This window comes from Streptomyces sp. NPDC001020, assembly GCF_053599115.1.
Window position 1 is genome coordinate 128557 of record NZ_JBSFLQ010000021.1, and the last position, 15140, is coordinate 143696.

The window sequence follows — 15140 nt, forward strand, 5'->3', positions numbered from 1 at the left end:
GTCACAGCAGCCGCACGCGCGCGCCGGCGCGGACCTGCTCGAGCAGGCGTTCCTTGATCTCGTCGACGAGCGCCTGCACGTCGGTCTCCGTCGCCACCTCTCGATTGCGCAGTTGCAGGTCGACCCGCGCGATGAGCGGCTTCTCGCCCTCGCTCAAGATCTCATCGAGGAGGTCGTTCGCCTGCTCCTCGGCACGCTGCAGCGCGAGCACGAACGGGTCCTTCAGGGAGACGAGCGGTGGTGCGATTGCCTCGGCGGTGGTGTCGGTCACCGCTAGCGCGAAGGGTCGGAGCACGCGGTGTGCTTGCTCGCCCGTGAGGGTGCTGAAGCCGTCGCGCGCCTTCACGCGGGCACGGGCCGTCTCCGCCTGCTGCTCTTGCCACTGGAGCAGCCGCTGCCTCTCGGCGAGGTAGCAGTTGCGGATCTCGGCGAGGTCCTCATCGAGCGCACCGATGTCGCGCCAGGGCCGCTCGGCCTCAAGCTGGGCAGCGACGCGCGTCGCGGCTGCCTCGACCTCGGTGGACTCGACGCCGAGGTCCTTAAGCTGAGTTGCCTGGTACGTGAGCACACCATGGGCGGCGATGACGCCCTGAATGGCCTCGACCGTCAGCTCTGCGCCGTAGAGCTGCAGGAGCTGGACGCCGTCTTGCAGCGTGTCGAGGTGCTTCTTGACCAGCTTCACGGTCGGCTTGGTCTGCCGACAGGTGCGGATGCACTGCTCGAGCGCCTCGCTGAGCTTGCCGAACACAGCTGGCCCCTCAGGCGAGCCTGGGAGCTGGTTGAGCTGGCCCTGGACGCTGCGGAGCTTCTGCGCGAGATGCGAGAAGTGCTGAGCGACCGCGTCGGCGATGGCGTGGTCTTCGCGATCCATGCGATGCTTGAGGCGTTCTTCAAAGAACTTGCAGATGCGCGCCCGCGCCTGGAAGCCGATGTCGTCTTCGCCGGCCGGGAAGATCGTTGTGCGTCGGAAGGCACGGTCCTTGTCGAAGAGGTCGCGCACTCCCGCATCGCGAATGGCGGTGATTTCATTGCCGCCATCGGGCTGCAGACGCACCTTGCCGGCGCGGAGCAGGCCCGCGACACAGGCCCTCACGACGTTCGCCGTGTAGCCGTAGGGTGGGCCGCCGAAATGGGCGAGGAGTGTGGTCCCGCCGAGGCCCCCCTCAGATTCGATGTGCTCCTGGATACGGCGTGCCACGACGCCGCTGCACGAGGAGACGTAGCGTCCGGAGTCGAGCTCGAGGATGCCGAGGTCGCCTGTGAGGAACTTGGGTGATGGGCCGGAGAGCTCGGCCTCGACGAGCTGAAGAAGTTCAGAGGGCTGGACCTGCGTGGCAGTGAAGTGCGGGAACAGCTCTGGCAGCACCCGGGTGGCCGTCGCATGAAGCGCTACGGCGAACGACGCGCCTTGCTGCTGTGGCGAGATGCTCCGACCTCGGAAGTATAAATTTCCGGCCATCCACGCCGCCGCGATATCGTCCCGCGCGCGCTTCTCGAGGTCCTCGGCACGGTTCTCCTCCTGCTGGAGCAGGAGCTTGCGGGAGGGATTCAACGACTCGCGGCGCGGCTTGTATTTCTTGACCATGGCCCGCGAACGGTAGAGATCGCGCGCGCGGTGGTCCACGTTGTCGCTGTCGCCGCACAGCCAGACGAGACGGTCGTGAAGTGCGGTCTCGCTGCTCTTCTTCACCCAGATGCTCTCAGTGCCCTCCTCTCTGGCTAGGAAGCGAAAGTCGACACGGGCGGCAGCGTCGTCGCGTGGGTCGACGAGGTTGACGTCGTCCGCGCGGCGGCCGTCGGAGAACTGTCCCGCCCAAGGGAAGGGCCGTCCTTGAAGTCGCGGGCGGTCCGGAGTGGCAAGGAGAAAGGCGAGCCCCTCCTGCACGATCTCGCTGATGGCTTCGCGCGCGACGCCGATGTCGCGGCGCTCACGCTCCCACTCCTCGCCGGCTGAGGACTGGATCTTGTAGCCGTGCTTCTCCGAGTACCCGAGGAGGTTCCTGCGGCGCAGCTCCTCGAGCGCCTCGGTCACGGCAGCCACATGGTTGCCGCGGTCGACTCGGTCGTAGAGACACTGCGCCACGAGTTTCGCATCGGTGGCCTGAGTGTCCTGAATGAGCTCGAGCAGTGCCACAGCCTTGGCCGCGCGCACCAGGAGTCCGTCCGCATCGTCGGTGCACTGGCTCAGCACGCGGGCCATCGACGCCTGCACGTCGGAGTCGAGCGCAGTGTGCTGAACCTCGTAGACCTGGTCCAGGGTCACAAGCGCGCCCACTGGCTGTTCGGCGAAATTCTGGTCGCGGAACAGCTCACCGAGAAGCTGGAGCAGGCCGCGGATGGCCTGGTCATCGCCCTGGGCTCGGGCCGAGCGTGTGCGCAGGGCGCTGGTGATCTGCAGGATCAGGTCGATCTGCCCGGGCAGCATCGGGTAGACCTCGACGAACTCCTCGGGAGTCACCGACTCACAACCGTAGGCATACAGCTTGAGGTCGGGCCGGTGGCTCTCGAAGAGCGCGCGCAGCTGTCCCTCGGCGTCGGGGCGCTTCTGGAGGAGTCGCTTGTGGACGACGTCCCGAATGTTCGTGGCCGCCAGATGGACGCGGAGCTTGGAAGGGAAGCGATCTTTCGCCCACACCAGGAAGGAGTCGTCCGCCTCCTCGTCGAGCTTCTGCTGCCCTAGCGCCAGCAGCCAGGCTTGGCCACGGAGCGTGGAGCCGATGGCGGTCGCGAAGGCACGCAGCCGGTCCACACGGTCTTTGTTGGATAGAACGTATTGGGAGACCTCGTCGACAACGAGGAACAGCGTCGCACGCGGGCGACGGAACTTGAGCATGTCGCGAATGGCTGCCACGGCCTCCTCGGGGGACTCGGAGCGCGCATGGGTGCCGCCGCGGCTGGTGAACCAGCTCATGGGGTCGGTGTACCGGTCGGGATACATCACGCTCATGACGTGCGAGAAGTCCTCCTCGGCCAGCGCCCTGTCCTTCACGTCGGCCCATGGCGTGCCGAGTGTCTCTTGGGCCATTTCCTCGAAGCGGGACCATTCGCCGTCACGCTCGAGGCGCAGCTCGAAGTCCGCCACGAGGGGCTCGGTGCTGCAGTAGCCGAGCCGTTGTTGGACCTGCCGAACGGTCGCGGCGTGGATGTGCTCGTTGTCGCGCGCGATGCCGCCAATGTCGAACACGACGGCCAGCGGATCGATCTTCTGGCGAAGAACACGCCATGCCTCGCGCAGCTCGGCAGACTTCGGCGACGTGTCTCGCTGAAGCCACGCCTCCGCGAGCGATCCTCCGTCCGGCAAGGCGACGCCATCGAGGGAGAGCCCGAGCAGCTTAGCGAAGCTCGACTTACCGGAGCCGTAGAAACCTGAGATCCAGGCGTTGGGGAGTTCGGGCCCACCTGCCTTGTCGAGCTCCGCGGTGATGTTCGTAAGCAGCCGGACGTACTGCTCGTGGATGCCGCTCGGCACACGACGATGGTTCGGGTGGTCCTCGGGCCAGCCGCCGGTGATGATGTACTCGGAAATCTCGGCGGCGAGCTTGTCCGCGCCCTGCTCGTGAAAATAAACGACCGGCGGGATATCCCGCGTGACGTCAGAGAGAAAGAGGTCGCGAATCAGCATGTCGTCCCTCATGGATAGATCCGGGGTCGGTAGTCGTTGTCCGGGTTGAGAATGCCCATGAACGAGAGTCCTGCCAGTCCTCGTCGTTCGCCCGGATAGAGCAGGACCGCCGGCACATTTCGCGTCCTGCCGTCGAGGTGACGAAGAAGAGCCGATGATCGAATGAATGGATACAGTGCGCCCGCGCGCCCGATGAAGGCCACCGTCCGGTCAACGGTGTCCGGGTGCCTGTCGGCGTACTCGCAGATCAGGCGGCTGCAATCCGCTGCGATCCCATCCGGCCCTTCGATGAGTGGCCAGAGTTTCGACTTCAAATAGTTCAACCCGCGCTCCGGTTCGATGCCGGCCATGCGCTCTTCCATCTGCATGACACGGTCGACCCACTCCAAGCCCTGCGCTCTGACACGGTCAAGAAGAAGCTTTTGAAGGCTGATTGAAATGACCATCCAGCCGTTGGCGGCAAGGTCTGCGGTCAAGCGCTGCACTTCGCCACGGAGCTTGAACTCATCGGGCGGCTCGTACTGCATTATGGCGAAGCGATAGTTGCGCATCGTACTTATATGCGGGCCGTCCTCGTGGATGAGATCTCGGCGCAGCGCGGCGAACGCCTCTTGCAGAGGACTCTGTTGAAACAGAGGAAGGGTCATAGGGCAGCTCCAGCCAGGCGCCGCTCATCACTGGGGAGGTTGACGTCGGCCCACATCCGCAAGTCGTGATGCCTCCATCCGAAGTCGATGAGGTCACCCTGACGCCTGAAAGCGAGCCCAGGGAGCCCACGCAAGCGCTCCTCAAGGATGGCACCCTCCAGCCCGACCGAACTCGTGTACGGGTTATCGAGGAGACTTCCCTCGAACTCCGTCTCTCGCAGCAGGTACATGAGGTACTCGAGCGCTTCGTCCGGCACACGCGGCACGCCAATAGGACGAGGGTCGCGGTTCGAGGTGACCAAAGCGGCCGAGTACGCCGCGGAGAGGAGCTTGCTGGCGAACTGGATTCGCATCGACATCATCCAGCGGCCGGGCCCTTGCTGTCCGACCCAAGCGACGGCGAGATCGCGAGTCACCTCGGGCCGAGGCCCAGAGCGACGCCCCACCAGATAGGATCCCGTGAAGCGTCGATAGAGAGGGTCGGTGAGTTGCAGATGCCAGTGGCAGATGGCTCTGCGTGTTTCCGGTGACATATGTTGCCAGCTGTGGAGCACGGCGAGCGCCGACGGAAACGCACTGAACCGGGCGCGCATGTTGGTGAGAAGCACCTCGACGCGCGCCAGACTCCGAGCGCCAAACCAGTACTCGTCGAAGGCCCGCTGGGCGTTCACGTCAGTGGTCTCGTCGGCGCGGGCCCAGAAGGCGCGCGAGTCATCGACCTCAAGGGCACACTTCGAGAGGCGCGTGTGCATTTCCGTCACCTCTCGTGGGCAGCCCGTCATGATGCTCTCCTGTAGTGGGGAAGCGGGTAGGTCTCGGTCGCTGGGGCGAGCACTGCGACGAGCTTCCTCACCCGTTGATCCAAGGCGATCGGAGGGCTCCCTTTGAGTCGCCGTCCGACCGGTGAAGCTGCCGCATCAGCCTCACCGTGGCCGATGACCCAGTCCCAGAAATGATCCCGGTGCCAGCCGGCACTGATAACTGCCAGGCCCGGTAGCGCCTCGTCCGGCGTGCGGCCCGAGCGCTTCAGATCCTGGAAGCGCTCCTCGATTCGCTCGTCCAGCTCGAAACCCAGACTGAAGAGCGAGACGATTCGGTCAGGATCGTGGTCCTGGCACCGGAACTCCGCGTCCGTCCGTCGAGCAGCCTCTCTCGCGCCCTGAAGCGCAGCCCAGCGCCAGGTGCCCGGCAACAGCCGGCGGAACAGATCCTCACCGCCGTACTCGGAAACGAGGTCGGAACGCCACCAACCAAGCCCGCGGTCTTCCCCCATCTCGCCCGCCCACGCCACCACGAGCTGCGAGGTGAGCGCCGTGTCGATGTCCGACATCGGAATCGGCGTTCGTTCGCTCCCGGCCGGTACGTTCTCGGCATCGAACATGCTCATGGCTCGACCTTCTCGTTATCCAACGCCGCTGCTCCACCCGCTTCAAACCGAGCGTCGCCCTGTGAGGGCTTGAATTTCCACAACCGGCCCACCCGATGCGCGGGTAGGGAGGGGAGCTGCTTACGGATCGACTCCAGTACCCGCTTCTCATACTGAAACTCAGACTCGGCGACGGTCGTCACCGACCCATTTCCCTCGCTCCTCGCCACCTTCGCCACCCCCCGGTGCGATCACGCCGATGACCGCGGTACATCGTATCGTCGTCGACGCAGGAGTGTTACGTGCGGGCGCTGAAGTGCAGTACAAGTGATCTAACGTCGTTCATTCATGAGGGTGCGTCAGCTTGCTGGCGAACCCTTTGTGGTGGGTGTTGGTGGGGGCTTTCGGAGTCTGGACAGGCTGATGGCCCGGTTGTCTCGTCGGGTGGGCGCCGGGTTCCACTGCTCCAGTGGGCTGGTGCTGCTCACAAGGACGGGAAGGTGCTGGTCAGCCAGGGTTCGGGAGGGCGTGGAGCCGGTCCACGGTGTCGGTGATCACGTGGGTCCAGGGCCAGTGCTTGGCGAGGCGGAGGTAGCGGCGGCGGCCGATGGTGAGCTGGGCGGCGGTGGAGAACAGCCGAAGCCGTAGGCGGCGGGGCTCCTACTGCCAGGCCTTGCCGGTCAGGGCGAGCAGGGGCATCCAGGCGAGCAGGTCGAGGGCGATCTGGATGATCTCCAGCCAGATTTGGTTCTGAGCCGTGTCGTGGAGGGGGAGTTGCGAAGGCCGGTTGCGTAGGCGGCGCGGATACGGTCCGCGGCGCGGGCCCGCGGTCGGCGGCGCAGTTCGAGGGTGGTGATCGCCTCGCCCGCCGTGTTGGTGGCGAAGCAGGTCAGCCGCATGCCGTCGGCGTCGGTGAAGCGCAGTTGGGCGCCGGGGTGCGGGCGTTCCTTGCGCACGATCAGTCGCATGCCCTTGGGCCAGCCCGTCAGGCAGTCGCCGGCGAGTTCGGCGACCCAGGCGCCGTCGCGGATGTCGCCGTCGGGTTCGACGGCCGGTGTCCAGGCCGAGGCCGGGACCTTCAAGACGGCCTGGTGGATGGTGTCGGTGATGGTCATGCCGACCGGGTACGACAGCCACCGACTGCGCTTCACGAGCCAGGCGACGAACTCGTGGGTGCCGCCGGAGTCGGTGCGGATCAGCGTCTGCCAGCCGCGCCGCAACCGCTTCGACAGTTGAGCCAGAGCCAGCTTGGTGGCCTCGATGTGGTCGGCGGCGGTGTTGGAGCCCGCATTGCCGGGCCGCAGCAGGCTCACGACCGGCTCGCTGGACCCGCCGCGACCGTGGTCGACGAACCCCATCAGCGGGTGGTGCCCGAACGTCTTCTTCCATGTCGCGGCAGCGTCCTGCTTCTCGGAGTCTGCCAGGACGAGGACGCCGTCGATGTCGACGATCACCTGCCCGCCCGCGTCCGGTGCCACATCACCGGCCAACCGCCATACATGTTCGCGTACTTCGACACGGGCGGTGCGCAGCGCGACCAGGACCCGCTGCCCGCCCGACGCCAGCTTGCTGATCAGCCGGGAGACCGTGGGATCGGAGGCCACCGGCCCGAACACGTCCGACTCGGCCCGCAGCAGGCCCACATCGGCCAGGCAGTCCCCGCCCAGCGCCACCGCGAGCGCCACATCCAACAGAACCTTGCCCGGATCGTGCACCGCCCGGGCCTTCCGCCACGGCGCCAACGCCTGCGATATCGCCGCATCCAGGCCAGACTTGCGGACCGTCTCGACTAGCAGCACCGCACCGGCCTGCGAGATGACCTCGCCACCACCGCCACGCGCGGACGGTAACGGCAGCCTGCAGCTTGTCGCGGAGGTGACACGGACCTGCGAGGCCAGGTCACTACGGTGTACCCATCTCTTCTGAGCGTTCACTCAAAGGGCTTAAGCCACCGCTGAGTAGCACACAGACCGTCCGTGGACTATCTGTGGACGGATCGCGTTTCATCGGCCGATCACGGGCTCGTGACCTGCGCAAACGTCGAAGCCCGAAAGGGCCTCCGGGGCCGTGTGCGCAGGTTCGGATCCTCCCGGGCCCTGCATGAGGTGTCGTTTCTCTTACTCCTGGCCGTCGATTCGCTTCGCGTAGACCTTCAGGTTGCCGGAGTGGCTTACACGGCGGCCAACTCACACCACACGACCTTTCCCCGGTTGCCGTCTCGCGTCAGTGGCTGCCAGCCCCACAGGTCGGCGCACGCCCGGACCAACCCCAGCCCCCGCCCTTCCTCCGCCTCGGCGACCTGCTCAAGCGGCACGGGCGGCTCCGGCGGCTCGGGGTCAGCGTCCCAGGCCCCGAGCCGAAGCACACCTGCCGACCAGCGCACACGCAATGCCGCCGGGCCCTTGGTGTGGCGTACGGCGTTGGAGACCAGCTCCGTCGCAAGGAGTTCGGCAGTGTCAACCAGGCGGATCAGGCCGTGCATGGTGAGGATGAGGCGGAGGGTGCGGCGGCTGATGGTGACGGCGCGTAGGTCGTTCGGGATGTAGAGGCAGTACTCCCAGGACTCGGTGAGGTTTTCGGGCATGCGTCAGCTCCGTTTTGGGTTGGGGATGGGGTTGCGGGGCAAGCGGGGGCATTGCCGCAGCCGTCATGGAACGACCGAGCAGTGCGCTTCCGCAGCGTGTGCGTTACGTCACTGACCGTATGGCATAAAATTGTTCCACTTCAAGCCGATCGCGTAACCTGGCACCGAACGAATTACCGCAGCAAGGCCGTTGAAGGCGAGGACGAAGTCATGCCGCCCAGACTGCAACCGACCGCACGTCAGGTTCGCCTGGGCGCTGAATTGCGGAAACTGCGTGAAGCCGCAGGACTCAGGGCCCGTGAGGCGGCGGCGCTGCTCGGGTCCAACTCGGTCCAGATGAGTCACATCGAGTCCGGGATTGCCGGCGTCAGCGAGGAACGCGTACGGCGTCTTGCCGCTCATTACAGCTGCACGGACGAGGGGTTGCTCTCAGCGCTGGTGGCAATGGCGACTGAACGAACGCGCGGCTGGTGGGATGAGTACCGGGATCTGCTGCCCCAGCCGTTCCTCGACCTCGCCGAGTTGGAGCACCACGCCAGCTACCGGTGGGACGTGGACTTCCTGCACGTCCCAGGCCTGTTGCAGACCGAGGACTACGCCCTGGCCCTCTTCTCGTACGTGAACCCGGAATTCCCGAAGAGCGATGTGGAGCGCTGGGTGGAACACCGGATGAAGCGCACAATCATCATCGAACGGCCCGACCCGATCCCGTATGAGACGGTGATCCACGAGGCAGCGCTGCGCATCAGGGTCGGCGACCGAGCCGCAGCACGGGCTCAGCTCGCCCGCGTCCTGGAACTCTCTGAAGCCGACCACGTCACCGTACGCGTCATCCCCTTCGATCTGGACGGCTTCGCCGGAGCAGGAAGCGCCATGGTGTACGCAGGTGGTCCGGTCCCCAAGTTGGACACTGTCGTGCGTGACGGACCCAATGGCCCTGCGTTCATTGACGCCGAAGCCCAACTCGGCCGCTACCGAACGCTCTTCCGTAGGGTAGAGGCGGCGTCGCTCGAACCCGAGCGTTCGCGTGACCTCATCCTCCGGATGACGAAGGAGCTGTGAGTCCATGATGACCCGCAATACCTGGCAAAAGTCGTCCTACTCCGGCGGTGGCCAGGGCGACGCCTGCGTGGAGGTTGCACATCGCCACACCCACATAGCCATCCGCGACTCGAAGGTTCCGGCCAGGGCCACCCTCTCCATCCCGACCGGAGCCTTCACCGCCTTCATCGAAGCCCTGAAGGGCGACACCTGCTCCACGGTGACGGACTCCACCAGGTTCCGAGGCTGATCCACCTCGTTCCCCCCTCTCTGTCAGCCTTAGGTGAGCCGCGCCCGGCTCGCACGCGAACACCTTCAACGGCGCCCTCGCCGCCAGCGACTGGAGCAGAGTCGGCGTCGCCGGGATGCGGATCAGGCGGTCGGCGTACGGCACCACCGCCTCATCCCCGACCGGCAGGCCCTCCTCGCGATCCTGGCACCGGCCATCTTCACCCCTGTGTGCACGGTCGCCTATCCGCACAAGACCTACAGCAACACCCACATCTACCCCACCGCCCTGCCGCCGGCCGACGAGGCAGCATCCGGTGGAAGCGCAACAGCCCTGTGCGGCTCGCAGCCCTGACCTGGAAGCTGCCTCCACCTTGCGGGTGACGAAGCTTGCCAGGGTTTTCGCCCTGGTGTTCCACCTCTACGCCCCTGCTGGCCGCGCGAGCTCGATCAAGCCCAATCCTGGCCGGGTGACGCCCTGTTGCCGTGCCGTCACCCGCGATAGCCTGCACTTGTCCTGTGTGGCACAGGCGCCGACACAGGTGGCGACACACGAGCGGCAAGAGGGGGATCGTGGAGCGGCGCAACGTGCGGGGGCACTACGAGGAACTGGCAGCCGAGTACGATGAGCACTGGGTCTACGGTCCGGACTACATTCCCTGGATGGCCGGCCGGATCGCCGAGGCACTGCGGCTCAGCCCTGCGGACCGGATCGCCGACATCGGCTCCGGTACCGGTCTGTTCGCCAGGGAAGTGGCCAGTCAACTCCAGCCAGGCCATCCGATTCTGTGCGTCGATCCTTCCGAAGCGATGCTCCGTCAGCTGGGCACCCCGCCGGCGCCCGGCCTGAAGCCGATCGTCGCTTCGGCCGAGGACATCGCAGAAGGGCACGGTCTGCCGTACGAGCAGCTCGACGCGATGTGGCTCAAGGAGTCGGTGCACCACGTGACCGATCAGGCACGCACACTGCGGGGCCTGGCCGACCGCCTGGCCCCCGGAGGACGGCTGCTGGTGGTGATGCTCCCGGCCACGATCCAGTACCCGCTGTTCCAGGCGGCCCTCGACCGCTTCGAGGAGCTTCAGCCGGACCCTGCCGATATCCAGGCGCACTTGAGTGCGGCCGGGCTGGAAGCCAGTCTCACCCACGTCGAGCATGAGCTGCGCATCGACCGGGACAGGTACTTCGGCATGGTACGCGCCCGCTACATGTCCTTGCTGTCCACGTTCAGTGACAGTGAGATCGAGAAGGGCATCGAAGAGATGCAGGCGGCTCACCCGGAGCCTGTCCTGGTGTTTCCCGACCGGTTTGCGTTCGTCCTTGGGCAACGGCGCGTGGAGGGCACGTGAGTACCGTGGTCGACGAACGGCTGCGGCGCCTGAGGAGTGAACTCGACGACCACTCGCGGATCGCCGATCGATTAGGGCTCGATCTGGAGCGGCCGCTGCGGTCCCTCAACGACGGTTATCCGGAGAACGCGGTCGCCCTGGTCGGGAAACTGACCGAGAAGCTGCTCAAGGAACTGTGGCGGCACCACGGCGTCGAGGGCGACCCTTCGACAAAGGCGCTGAACGACCTGGTTAAGCGGTGTCGTCCTTACATCCGCAGCAGTACAGTCCTGGACGCACTCGACGACATCCGGCGGCTGCGCAACCGGTCCACGCACGACGGGTACGACATCAGCGACGAGGATGGCCTGCTGGCGGTCCGCAGGCTCGTCGACGTGCTGGTCTGGTTCACCGACACGGGGAGCGCGGCACTACTCGGCGGTGAACCCGACATGGCCGCCGAGGTGGCGCGCCGCTGCGAGTTCCTTGCCGGGCTGTACGTCACCCTCGGCTACCGACAGGCCAAGCGGTTCGTCCTCAGCCCCGACACCGTGTACCAGTTGTTCTGCCGCGAGTCGGGAATGCGGCTGGAGTACGTGGAGCTGATGCTCTCCCGGGACGCCGACGACCTGAATACCGTTCTTGCCTCCAATGGTGGCGAACTGCTGCGGACGCGGCTGCCCAAGTTCACCCGATTCGTCGTCCTTGACGACGACAGCGATGGCGGTGCAGAGTCCGGCGCGCTCCATCAGATACTGGGCCTGGACTTCCGAATCGTGCGCTACGACGGTTTCGTCGACGCCATCGTCAATCTCGACAACCACCTCGCTCCTCTCGTCTCTGCCATCAACCCTGCCGAGTCGCGGGCCATCGTCGCTGCGGCGACGCTGACCACCGACCCGCGCACCGGCGAGTCGCAGGTGGTGCAGTCCGGGGACGCGGCGGAGCTGCTCGCGCGGCTTGCGCGCGGCAGTGCGAACGTATTGGTGACCGGTCGGCCCGGAAGTGGAAAGAGCACGCTCCTGCGCGCGCTGGCGGCCGACCCCGAGGTCCGTCGCTTCCGCTTCTACTTCGACCTCGGTCTCAAGCCGAAGAACGAACCGTTCTCCGAGTACGCAGGCCGTCTGCTGGCGCCGACCATGACGTCGTCGGACCGCTCCCGCGCCTACGACCTCTTCCTCTACCTGATCCGCTCCGGGACCGCGCTGTGTGTGCTCGATGCCGTCGACGAGGGCGTCGAGGAATCGAGCCCCGCTGGCTTCCTGCAGCTCTTCACCGATCTCGCCGCCGTCCTGTCCGCGGAATCAGCGGTGGTCATGAGTTCGCGGGTCTCCTTCCTGGCGGACTCACCCCAGGTGCGCCAGCTGCTGGACAGTGGCGCCGGCCGCTCGGAGCAGCTGGTCGAGCAGATGTACACAAACGGCCTGGACCCGGCGCGCGTCCCGCATTTCCATGTCGTGCGCCTGGCCGAGCCCGAAGCCACCCCGCTGGAGAAGCGGCTCACCACCGCGCTGAAGCTTCCGTCGGGGCAAACACTGGCGAACATCCTCGGCGCACACATCGAGCGAACACTGGCGGAGCGCGGGCAGCCCAATCTGGAGCGCCGCCTGCCCGCCACATTCGGGCAGGCTTTCCTCACGGACCAGACGGTTTTCTCACTCCTTGACTTGTTCCGGCAGTTGGGCACCGAGGCCTTCTCGGACGGACGGCTTGATCTCGACGCCTGTGTCCTCGCACCGTTGCTGCGCCCCGCCGGGGCCGAGCATGTCGCCTTCGTGCACACGGCATACCAGGAACTGCTGGCCGCCCGGTATCTCGCCGAGCCCGCGAACCGGAACACGGCAGCGAACCTTCCGCGCGGTGCCTTCCTGACCGAGCAAGTGCGCGCCTTCCTCGTCGGCATGCCCGGCACTCCGCAGACCGACGACTGTGTGCTGCCCGCGGGGGCCTACCTTGTCGGCCCGGCCGAAAGGCTGTTGATCCGCCGCATCGAGCGCCCCGTACGCTTCGACCGCCATGCCGTCACCGCCGCTCGCTACCGCCGATTTCTCAACGCCCTCAACGCGGACGGCAGCTCGCGATGGGACCACCCGGACCAGCCCGCCCACATCACACACCGCCCCTCGACCGACCGGCTACGGCACCCCGACTACTACGAGAACCCCCGCTACGACGCCCACCCGGCCGTCTGCGTCAGCTGGTGGGGCGCGTACGCCTTCGCCGCCTTCGAAGGCAAGCGGCTCCCGACCGCGCTTGAATGGGAGGCTGCCGCGCGCGGCGTCGACGGGCGACTGTTCCCGTGGGGCGACACACCTGACGGCACCCACGTGAACTGCGCCGACTCGTGGGTCGGCCATCCCCTCGTGACGTACCAGGCGTGGTACCGGGACTTCGCGGGCGACACCGTACGCCGGGCTGGGGTCACGCCTGTCACGGACCGCCCCAGCAACCGCTCACCGTTCGGCATTCTCGACATGGTGGGCAACTGCTGGGAGTGGACCTCCACCAGCCTGGCCGATCCTGGCGAGGCCGCCGTCATCTGCGGCGGCAGCTATGACAACCCGATGCGCGCGGTGCAAACCAGCAGCAAGGGCGTCTACCGAAAGCACGGTGCGAGCAACGCGGTCGGCTTCCGATGTGTGCAGGACCTCGGCAGGGATTCCGACGGAACAGAGGAGACGGCAGCATGAGCGGCGGCGGGCCCCGCCACGGAACCATCGTCGACACGCGACCGAGCGGCGGAGGACCGCGAGGTGTGCTCAGCTCCTACATCGTCCAGGACGACGAGGACGAGCGGTACTACGGCTTCGACTACCGGCAGATCGTTACCGAAGGATTCCGGACCATCCGCCCCGGCGAACGCGTCCGCTTCCACATCAGCGCCGAAAGCCCCGACCGGGCGGAGTTCGTCATCCGCCTGGACCAGCCCGATCCAGCAGAGTACTACCGATGACCTCCGATATTCCGCTGCCCGACGAAGCCAAAGGGGCGCGCCAGGAACTGACCGTGGTCCTCCCCGTGCAACTGCTACGCGTCCCCGACTTGGCCGAAGGACCCTTCCCGTTCGAGCTGGGCAGCCGCCGCACCGATACCCAGACCCGATCCACCTACTTCGCCCCCGCCTCCGCACGTGCCCTGTACGGGGCACCCGGACGACCCCGCCGCTGGCACCAGCCGCTGGACGTCAAACACAACGGAATGCACCTGCTCGGCATGGAACTCCTGCGCGCGGCCACTGCTCGCAACCCCGAACACGCCCTCGCTGTAATGCACTTCAGTGTGGAGCGACCGCTACTGCCGGTGCTGCGGGCGCTAGCCGGACGGCGGCCGGCCTCGGCCGACGAACCGCTCACCGGGCCGTTCGACCCGGCCGAACTCCTCGTCGGCATCGCCGACGTCCGTGTCCCGGGCGCACCGTTCGCCACCGCACGGCCCTACACCATCGCCTTCATGACCCCAACGGCACAGCACGCTCCCGCCCTCCGCTCCGGCCCAGAAGGGGAACTGCCCGCCACCGCGGACCGCTGGCTGTGGCGACTGGCCTCACGTTCCACGCCGGAGGACTTCCCTCTCCCACCAGAGGCTGCCGACGACCAACTCAATTACACCGTGCGGATCTCGGCGGACTGGAGCGCCCTGGTGCTACGACAGGGAGCCGCCTTCCTCGGTCACCGACCCGACACCGGAGCGGGTGACTTCTTCGACTTCGGGGCACTGCACTCCCGTACCGTCTATCTCGACGCCCTGCTCCTCGGTGCTCTTCAGCGCGATCACATCGACGAACTCACCGACGAACTTTCTGAGGTGTTCGACTCCGCACGACTGGCGCGCCGCGTCGCCGGTCTGGAGAGGAACATCGCCGCCTTTCGCAGCACCTACTGGCGACAACACCTCACCGCCCACGGCCCGGCGAATGATCTACTGCTCGCCTTCCAGAACCAGCACCGGCTACCCGCCCGCTTCAACGAGATCCTCGCCGAAGCCGCCGACTACAGCAGGCTCGTACAGACGCAGGAGAGCCAGCAGATCAGCGGCGCCCTGGGCGTCCTCACCGTTCTCGGCCTCCCCCTCGGCACCGCTCTCAGCATCCTGCAGGTCCTCGGCGACAACTCCGCAACACACCTGCTCATAGCACTCGCACTGTCCGTCGCCGCCACAGCAGCAGCCTTGACAACACGGTACGGGCGCTTGGTCCTGTCGTCGCTCCGGGGCGGGGAGGGCAAGCCCTAGGTGTTCTGCCCCGGGAGGTTGTGGACGGTGACAGGGCTCACCACTGATCGATCTTGAAATAGGTGAGGGCCTTCTGGCCTGGTGTGGATTGCGACA

The 15140-nt window shown here is 66.4% G+C and carries 11 protein-coding genes and 2 pseudogenes; 6 read left to right on the forward strand and 7 right to left on the reverse strand.

Annotation, left to right across the window (positions count from 1 at the left end; translation table 11 throughout):
* Nucleotide 1: 1 nt before the first annotated feature.
* The 6 genes and pseudogenes from brxC to ACWDEX_RS21350 form a co-directional block, all read right to left on the reverse strand.
* On the reverse strand, nt 2-3622 hold the full coding sequence (gene brxC, locus ACWDEX_RS21325; RefSeq protein WP_450465263.1) for a BREX system P-loop protein BrxC: 3621 nt from the start codon (nt 3620-3622) through the stop codon (nt 2-4).
* A gap of 8 nt (nt 3623-3630) precedes the next feature.
* Entirely contained in the window at nt 3631-4269 is a 639-nt protein-coding gene (locus ACWDEX_RS21330) for a DUF1788 domain-containing protein (RefSeq protein WP_450465264.1), read from the reverse strand.
* On the reverse strand, nt 4266-5021 hold the full coding sequence (locus ACWDEX_RS21335; protein ID WP_450465265.1) for a hypothetical protein: 756 nt from the start codon (nt 5019-5021) through the stop codon (nt 4266-4268). Before ACWDEX_RS21335 ends, ACWDEX_RS21330 begins: the two co-directional genes overlap by 4 nt.
* A gap of 26 nt (nt 5022-5047) precedes the next feature.
* A complete protein-coding gene (gene brxE / locus ACWDEX_RS21340) occupies nt 5048-5656 on the reverse strand; it encodes a BREX-6 system BrxE protein (protein ID WP_450465266.1) in 609 nt (202 codons plus the stop codon).
* Between the two features lie 486 nt (nt 5657-6142).
* Nucleotides 6143-7491: pseudogene (locus ACWDEX_RS21345) on the reverse strand (IS1380 family transposase).
* Nucleotides 7492-7805: 314 nt separating this feature from the next.
* On the reverse strand, nt 7806-8219 hold the full coding sequence (locus ACWDEX_RS21350; protein ID WP_450465267.1) for an ATP-binding protein: 414 nt from the start codon (nt 8217-8219) through the stop codon (nt 7806-7808).
* A 210-nt stretch (nt 8220-8429) separates the two neighbouring features.
* Between ACWDEX_RS21350 and ACWDEX_RS21355 the strand changes: the two genes are divergently transcribed.
* Entirely contained in the window at nt 8430-9281 is an 852-nt protein-coding gene (locus ACWDEX_RS21355; RefSeq protein WP_450465279.1) for a helix-turn-helix domain-containing protein, read from the forward strand.
* Nucleotides 9282-9285: 4 nt separating this feature from the next.
* Nucleotides 9286-9510: a DUF397 domain-containing protein gene (locus ACWDEX_RS21360; RefSeq protein WP_450465268.1), complete on the forward strand. Its 225-nt coding sequence runs from the start codon at nt 9286-9288 to the stop codon at nt 9508-9510.
* On the opposite strand, the pseudogene ACWDEX_RS21365 reads toward ACWDEX_RS21360, so the two are convergent.
* Nucleotides 9474-9669, reverse strand: a pseudogene (locus ACWDEX_RS21365) (hypothetical protein); the annotation flags it as partial. The gene ACWDEX_RS21360 and the pseudogene ACWDEX_RS21365 sit on opposite strands and share 37 nt — an antisense overlap.
* Nucleotides 9670-10061: 392 nt before the next feature.
* Between ACWDEX_RS21365 and ACWDEX_RS21370 the strand changes: the two are divergent.
* The 4 genes from ACWDEX_RS21370 to ACWDEX_RS21385 are packed head-to-tail and all read left to right on the forward strand — an operon-like array spanning nt 10062 to nt 15044.
* Nucleotides 10062-10835, forward strand: coding sequence for a class I SAM-dependent methyltransferase (locus ACWDEX_RS21370; RefSeq protein WP_450465270.1), 774 nt, complete (start codon nt 10062-10064; stop codon nt 10833-10835).
* Nucleotides 10832-13504 carry an SUMF1/EgtB/PvdO family nonheme iron enzyme gene (locus ACWDEX_RS21375; RefSeq protein ID WP_450465272.1) on the forward strand — a complete coding sequence of 891 codons (2673 nt, stop codon included), beginning with the start codon at nt 10832-10834 and terminating at the stop codon, nt 13502-13504. The genes ACWDEX_RS21370 and ACWDEX_RS21375 overlap by 4 nt, the downstream gene beginning before the upstream one ends.
* Entirely contained in the window at nt 13501-13767 is a 267-nt protein-coding gene (locus ACWDEX_RS21380; RefSeq protein ID WP_450465273.1) for a hypothetical protein, read from the forward strand. The genes ACWDEX_RS21375 and ACWDEX_RS21380 overlap by 4 nt, the downstream gene beginning before the upstream one ends.
* Nucleotides 13764-15044, forward strand: coding sequence for a hypothetical protein (locus ACWDEX_RS21385; RefSeq protein ID WP_450465274.1), 1281 nt, complete (start codon nt 13764-13766; stop codon nt 15042-15044). The genes ACWDEX_RS21380 and ACWDEX_RS21385 overlap by 4 nt, the downstream gene beginning before the upstream one ends.
* The last annotated feature ends 96 nt before the right edge of the window (nt 15045-15140 follow it).

Excerpts from the sequence above, each read along its gene's own strand:
- brxC (WP_450465263.1), bottom strand. The coding sequence starts at position 3,622 with ATGCTGATTCGCGACCTCTTTCTCTCTGACGTCACGCGGGATATCCCG.
- ACWDEX_RS21330 (WP_450465264.1), bottom strand. The coding sequence starts at position 4,269 with ATGACCCTTCCTCTGTTTCAACAGAGTCCTCTGCAAGAGGCGTTCGCC.
- ACWDEX_RS21335 (WP_450465265.1), bottom strand. The coding sequence starts at position 5,021 with ATGCACACGCGCCTCTCGAAGTGTGCCCTTGAGGTCGATGACTCGCGC.
- brxE (WP_450465266.1), bottom strand. The coding sequence starts at position 5,656 with ATGAGCATGTTCGATGCCGAGAACGTACCGGCCGGGAGCGAACGAACG.
- ACWDEX_RS21350 (WP_450465267.1), bottom strand. The coding sequence starts at position 8,219 with ATGCCCGAAAACCTCACCGAGTCCTGGGAGTACTGCCTCTACATCCCG.
- ACWDEX_RS21355 (WP_450465279.1), top strand. The coding sequence starts at position 8,430 with ATGCCGCCCAGACTGCAACCGACCGCACGTCAGGTTCGCCTGGGCGCT.
- ACWDEX_RS21360 (WP_450465268.1), top strand. The coding sequence starts at position 9,286 with ATGATGACCCGCAATACCTGGCAAAAGTCGTCCTACTCCGGCGGTGGC.
- ACWDEX_RS21380 (WP_450465273.1), top strand. The coding sequence starts at position 13,501 with ATGAGCGGCGGCGGGCCCCGCCACGGAACCATCGTCGACACGCGACCG.
- ACWDEX_RS21385 (WP_450465274.1), top strand. The coding sequence starts at position 13,764 with ATGACCTCCGATATTCCGCTGCCCGACGAAGCCAAAGGGGCGCGCCAG.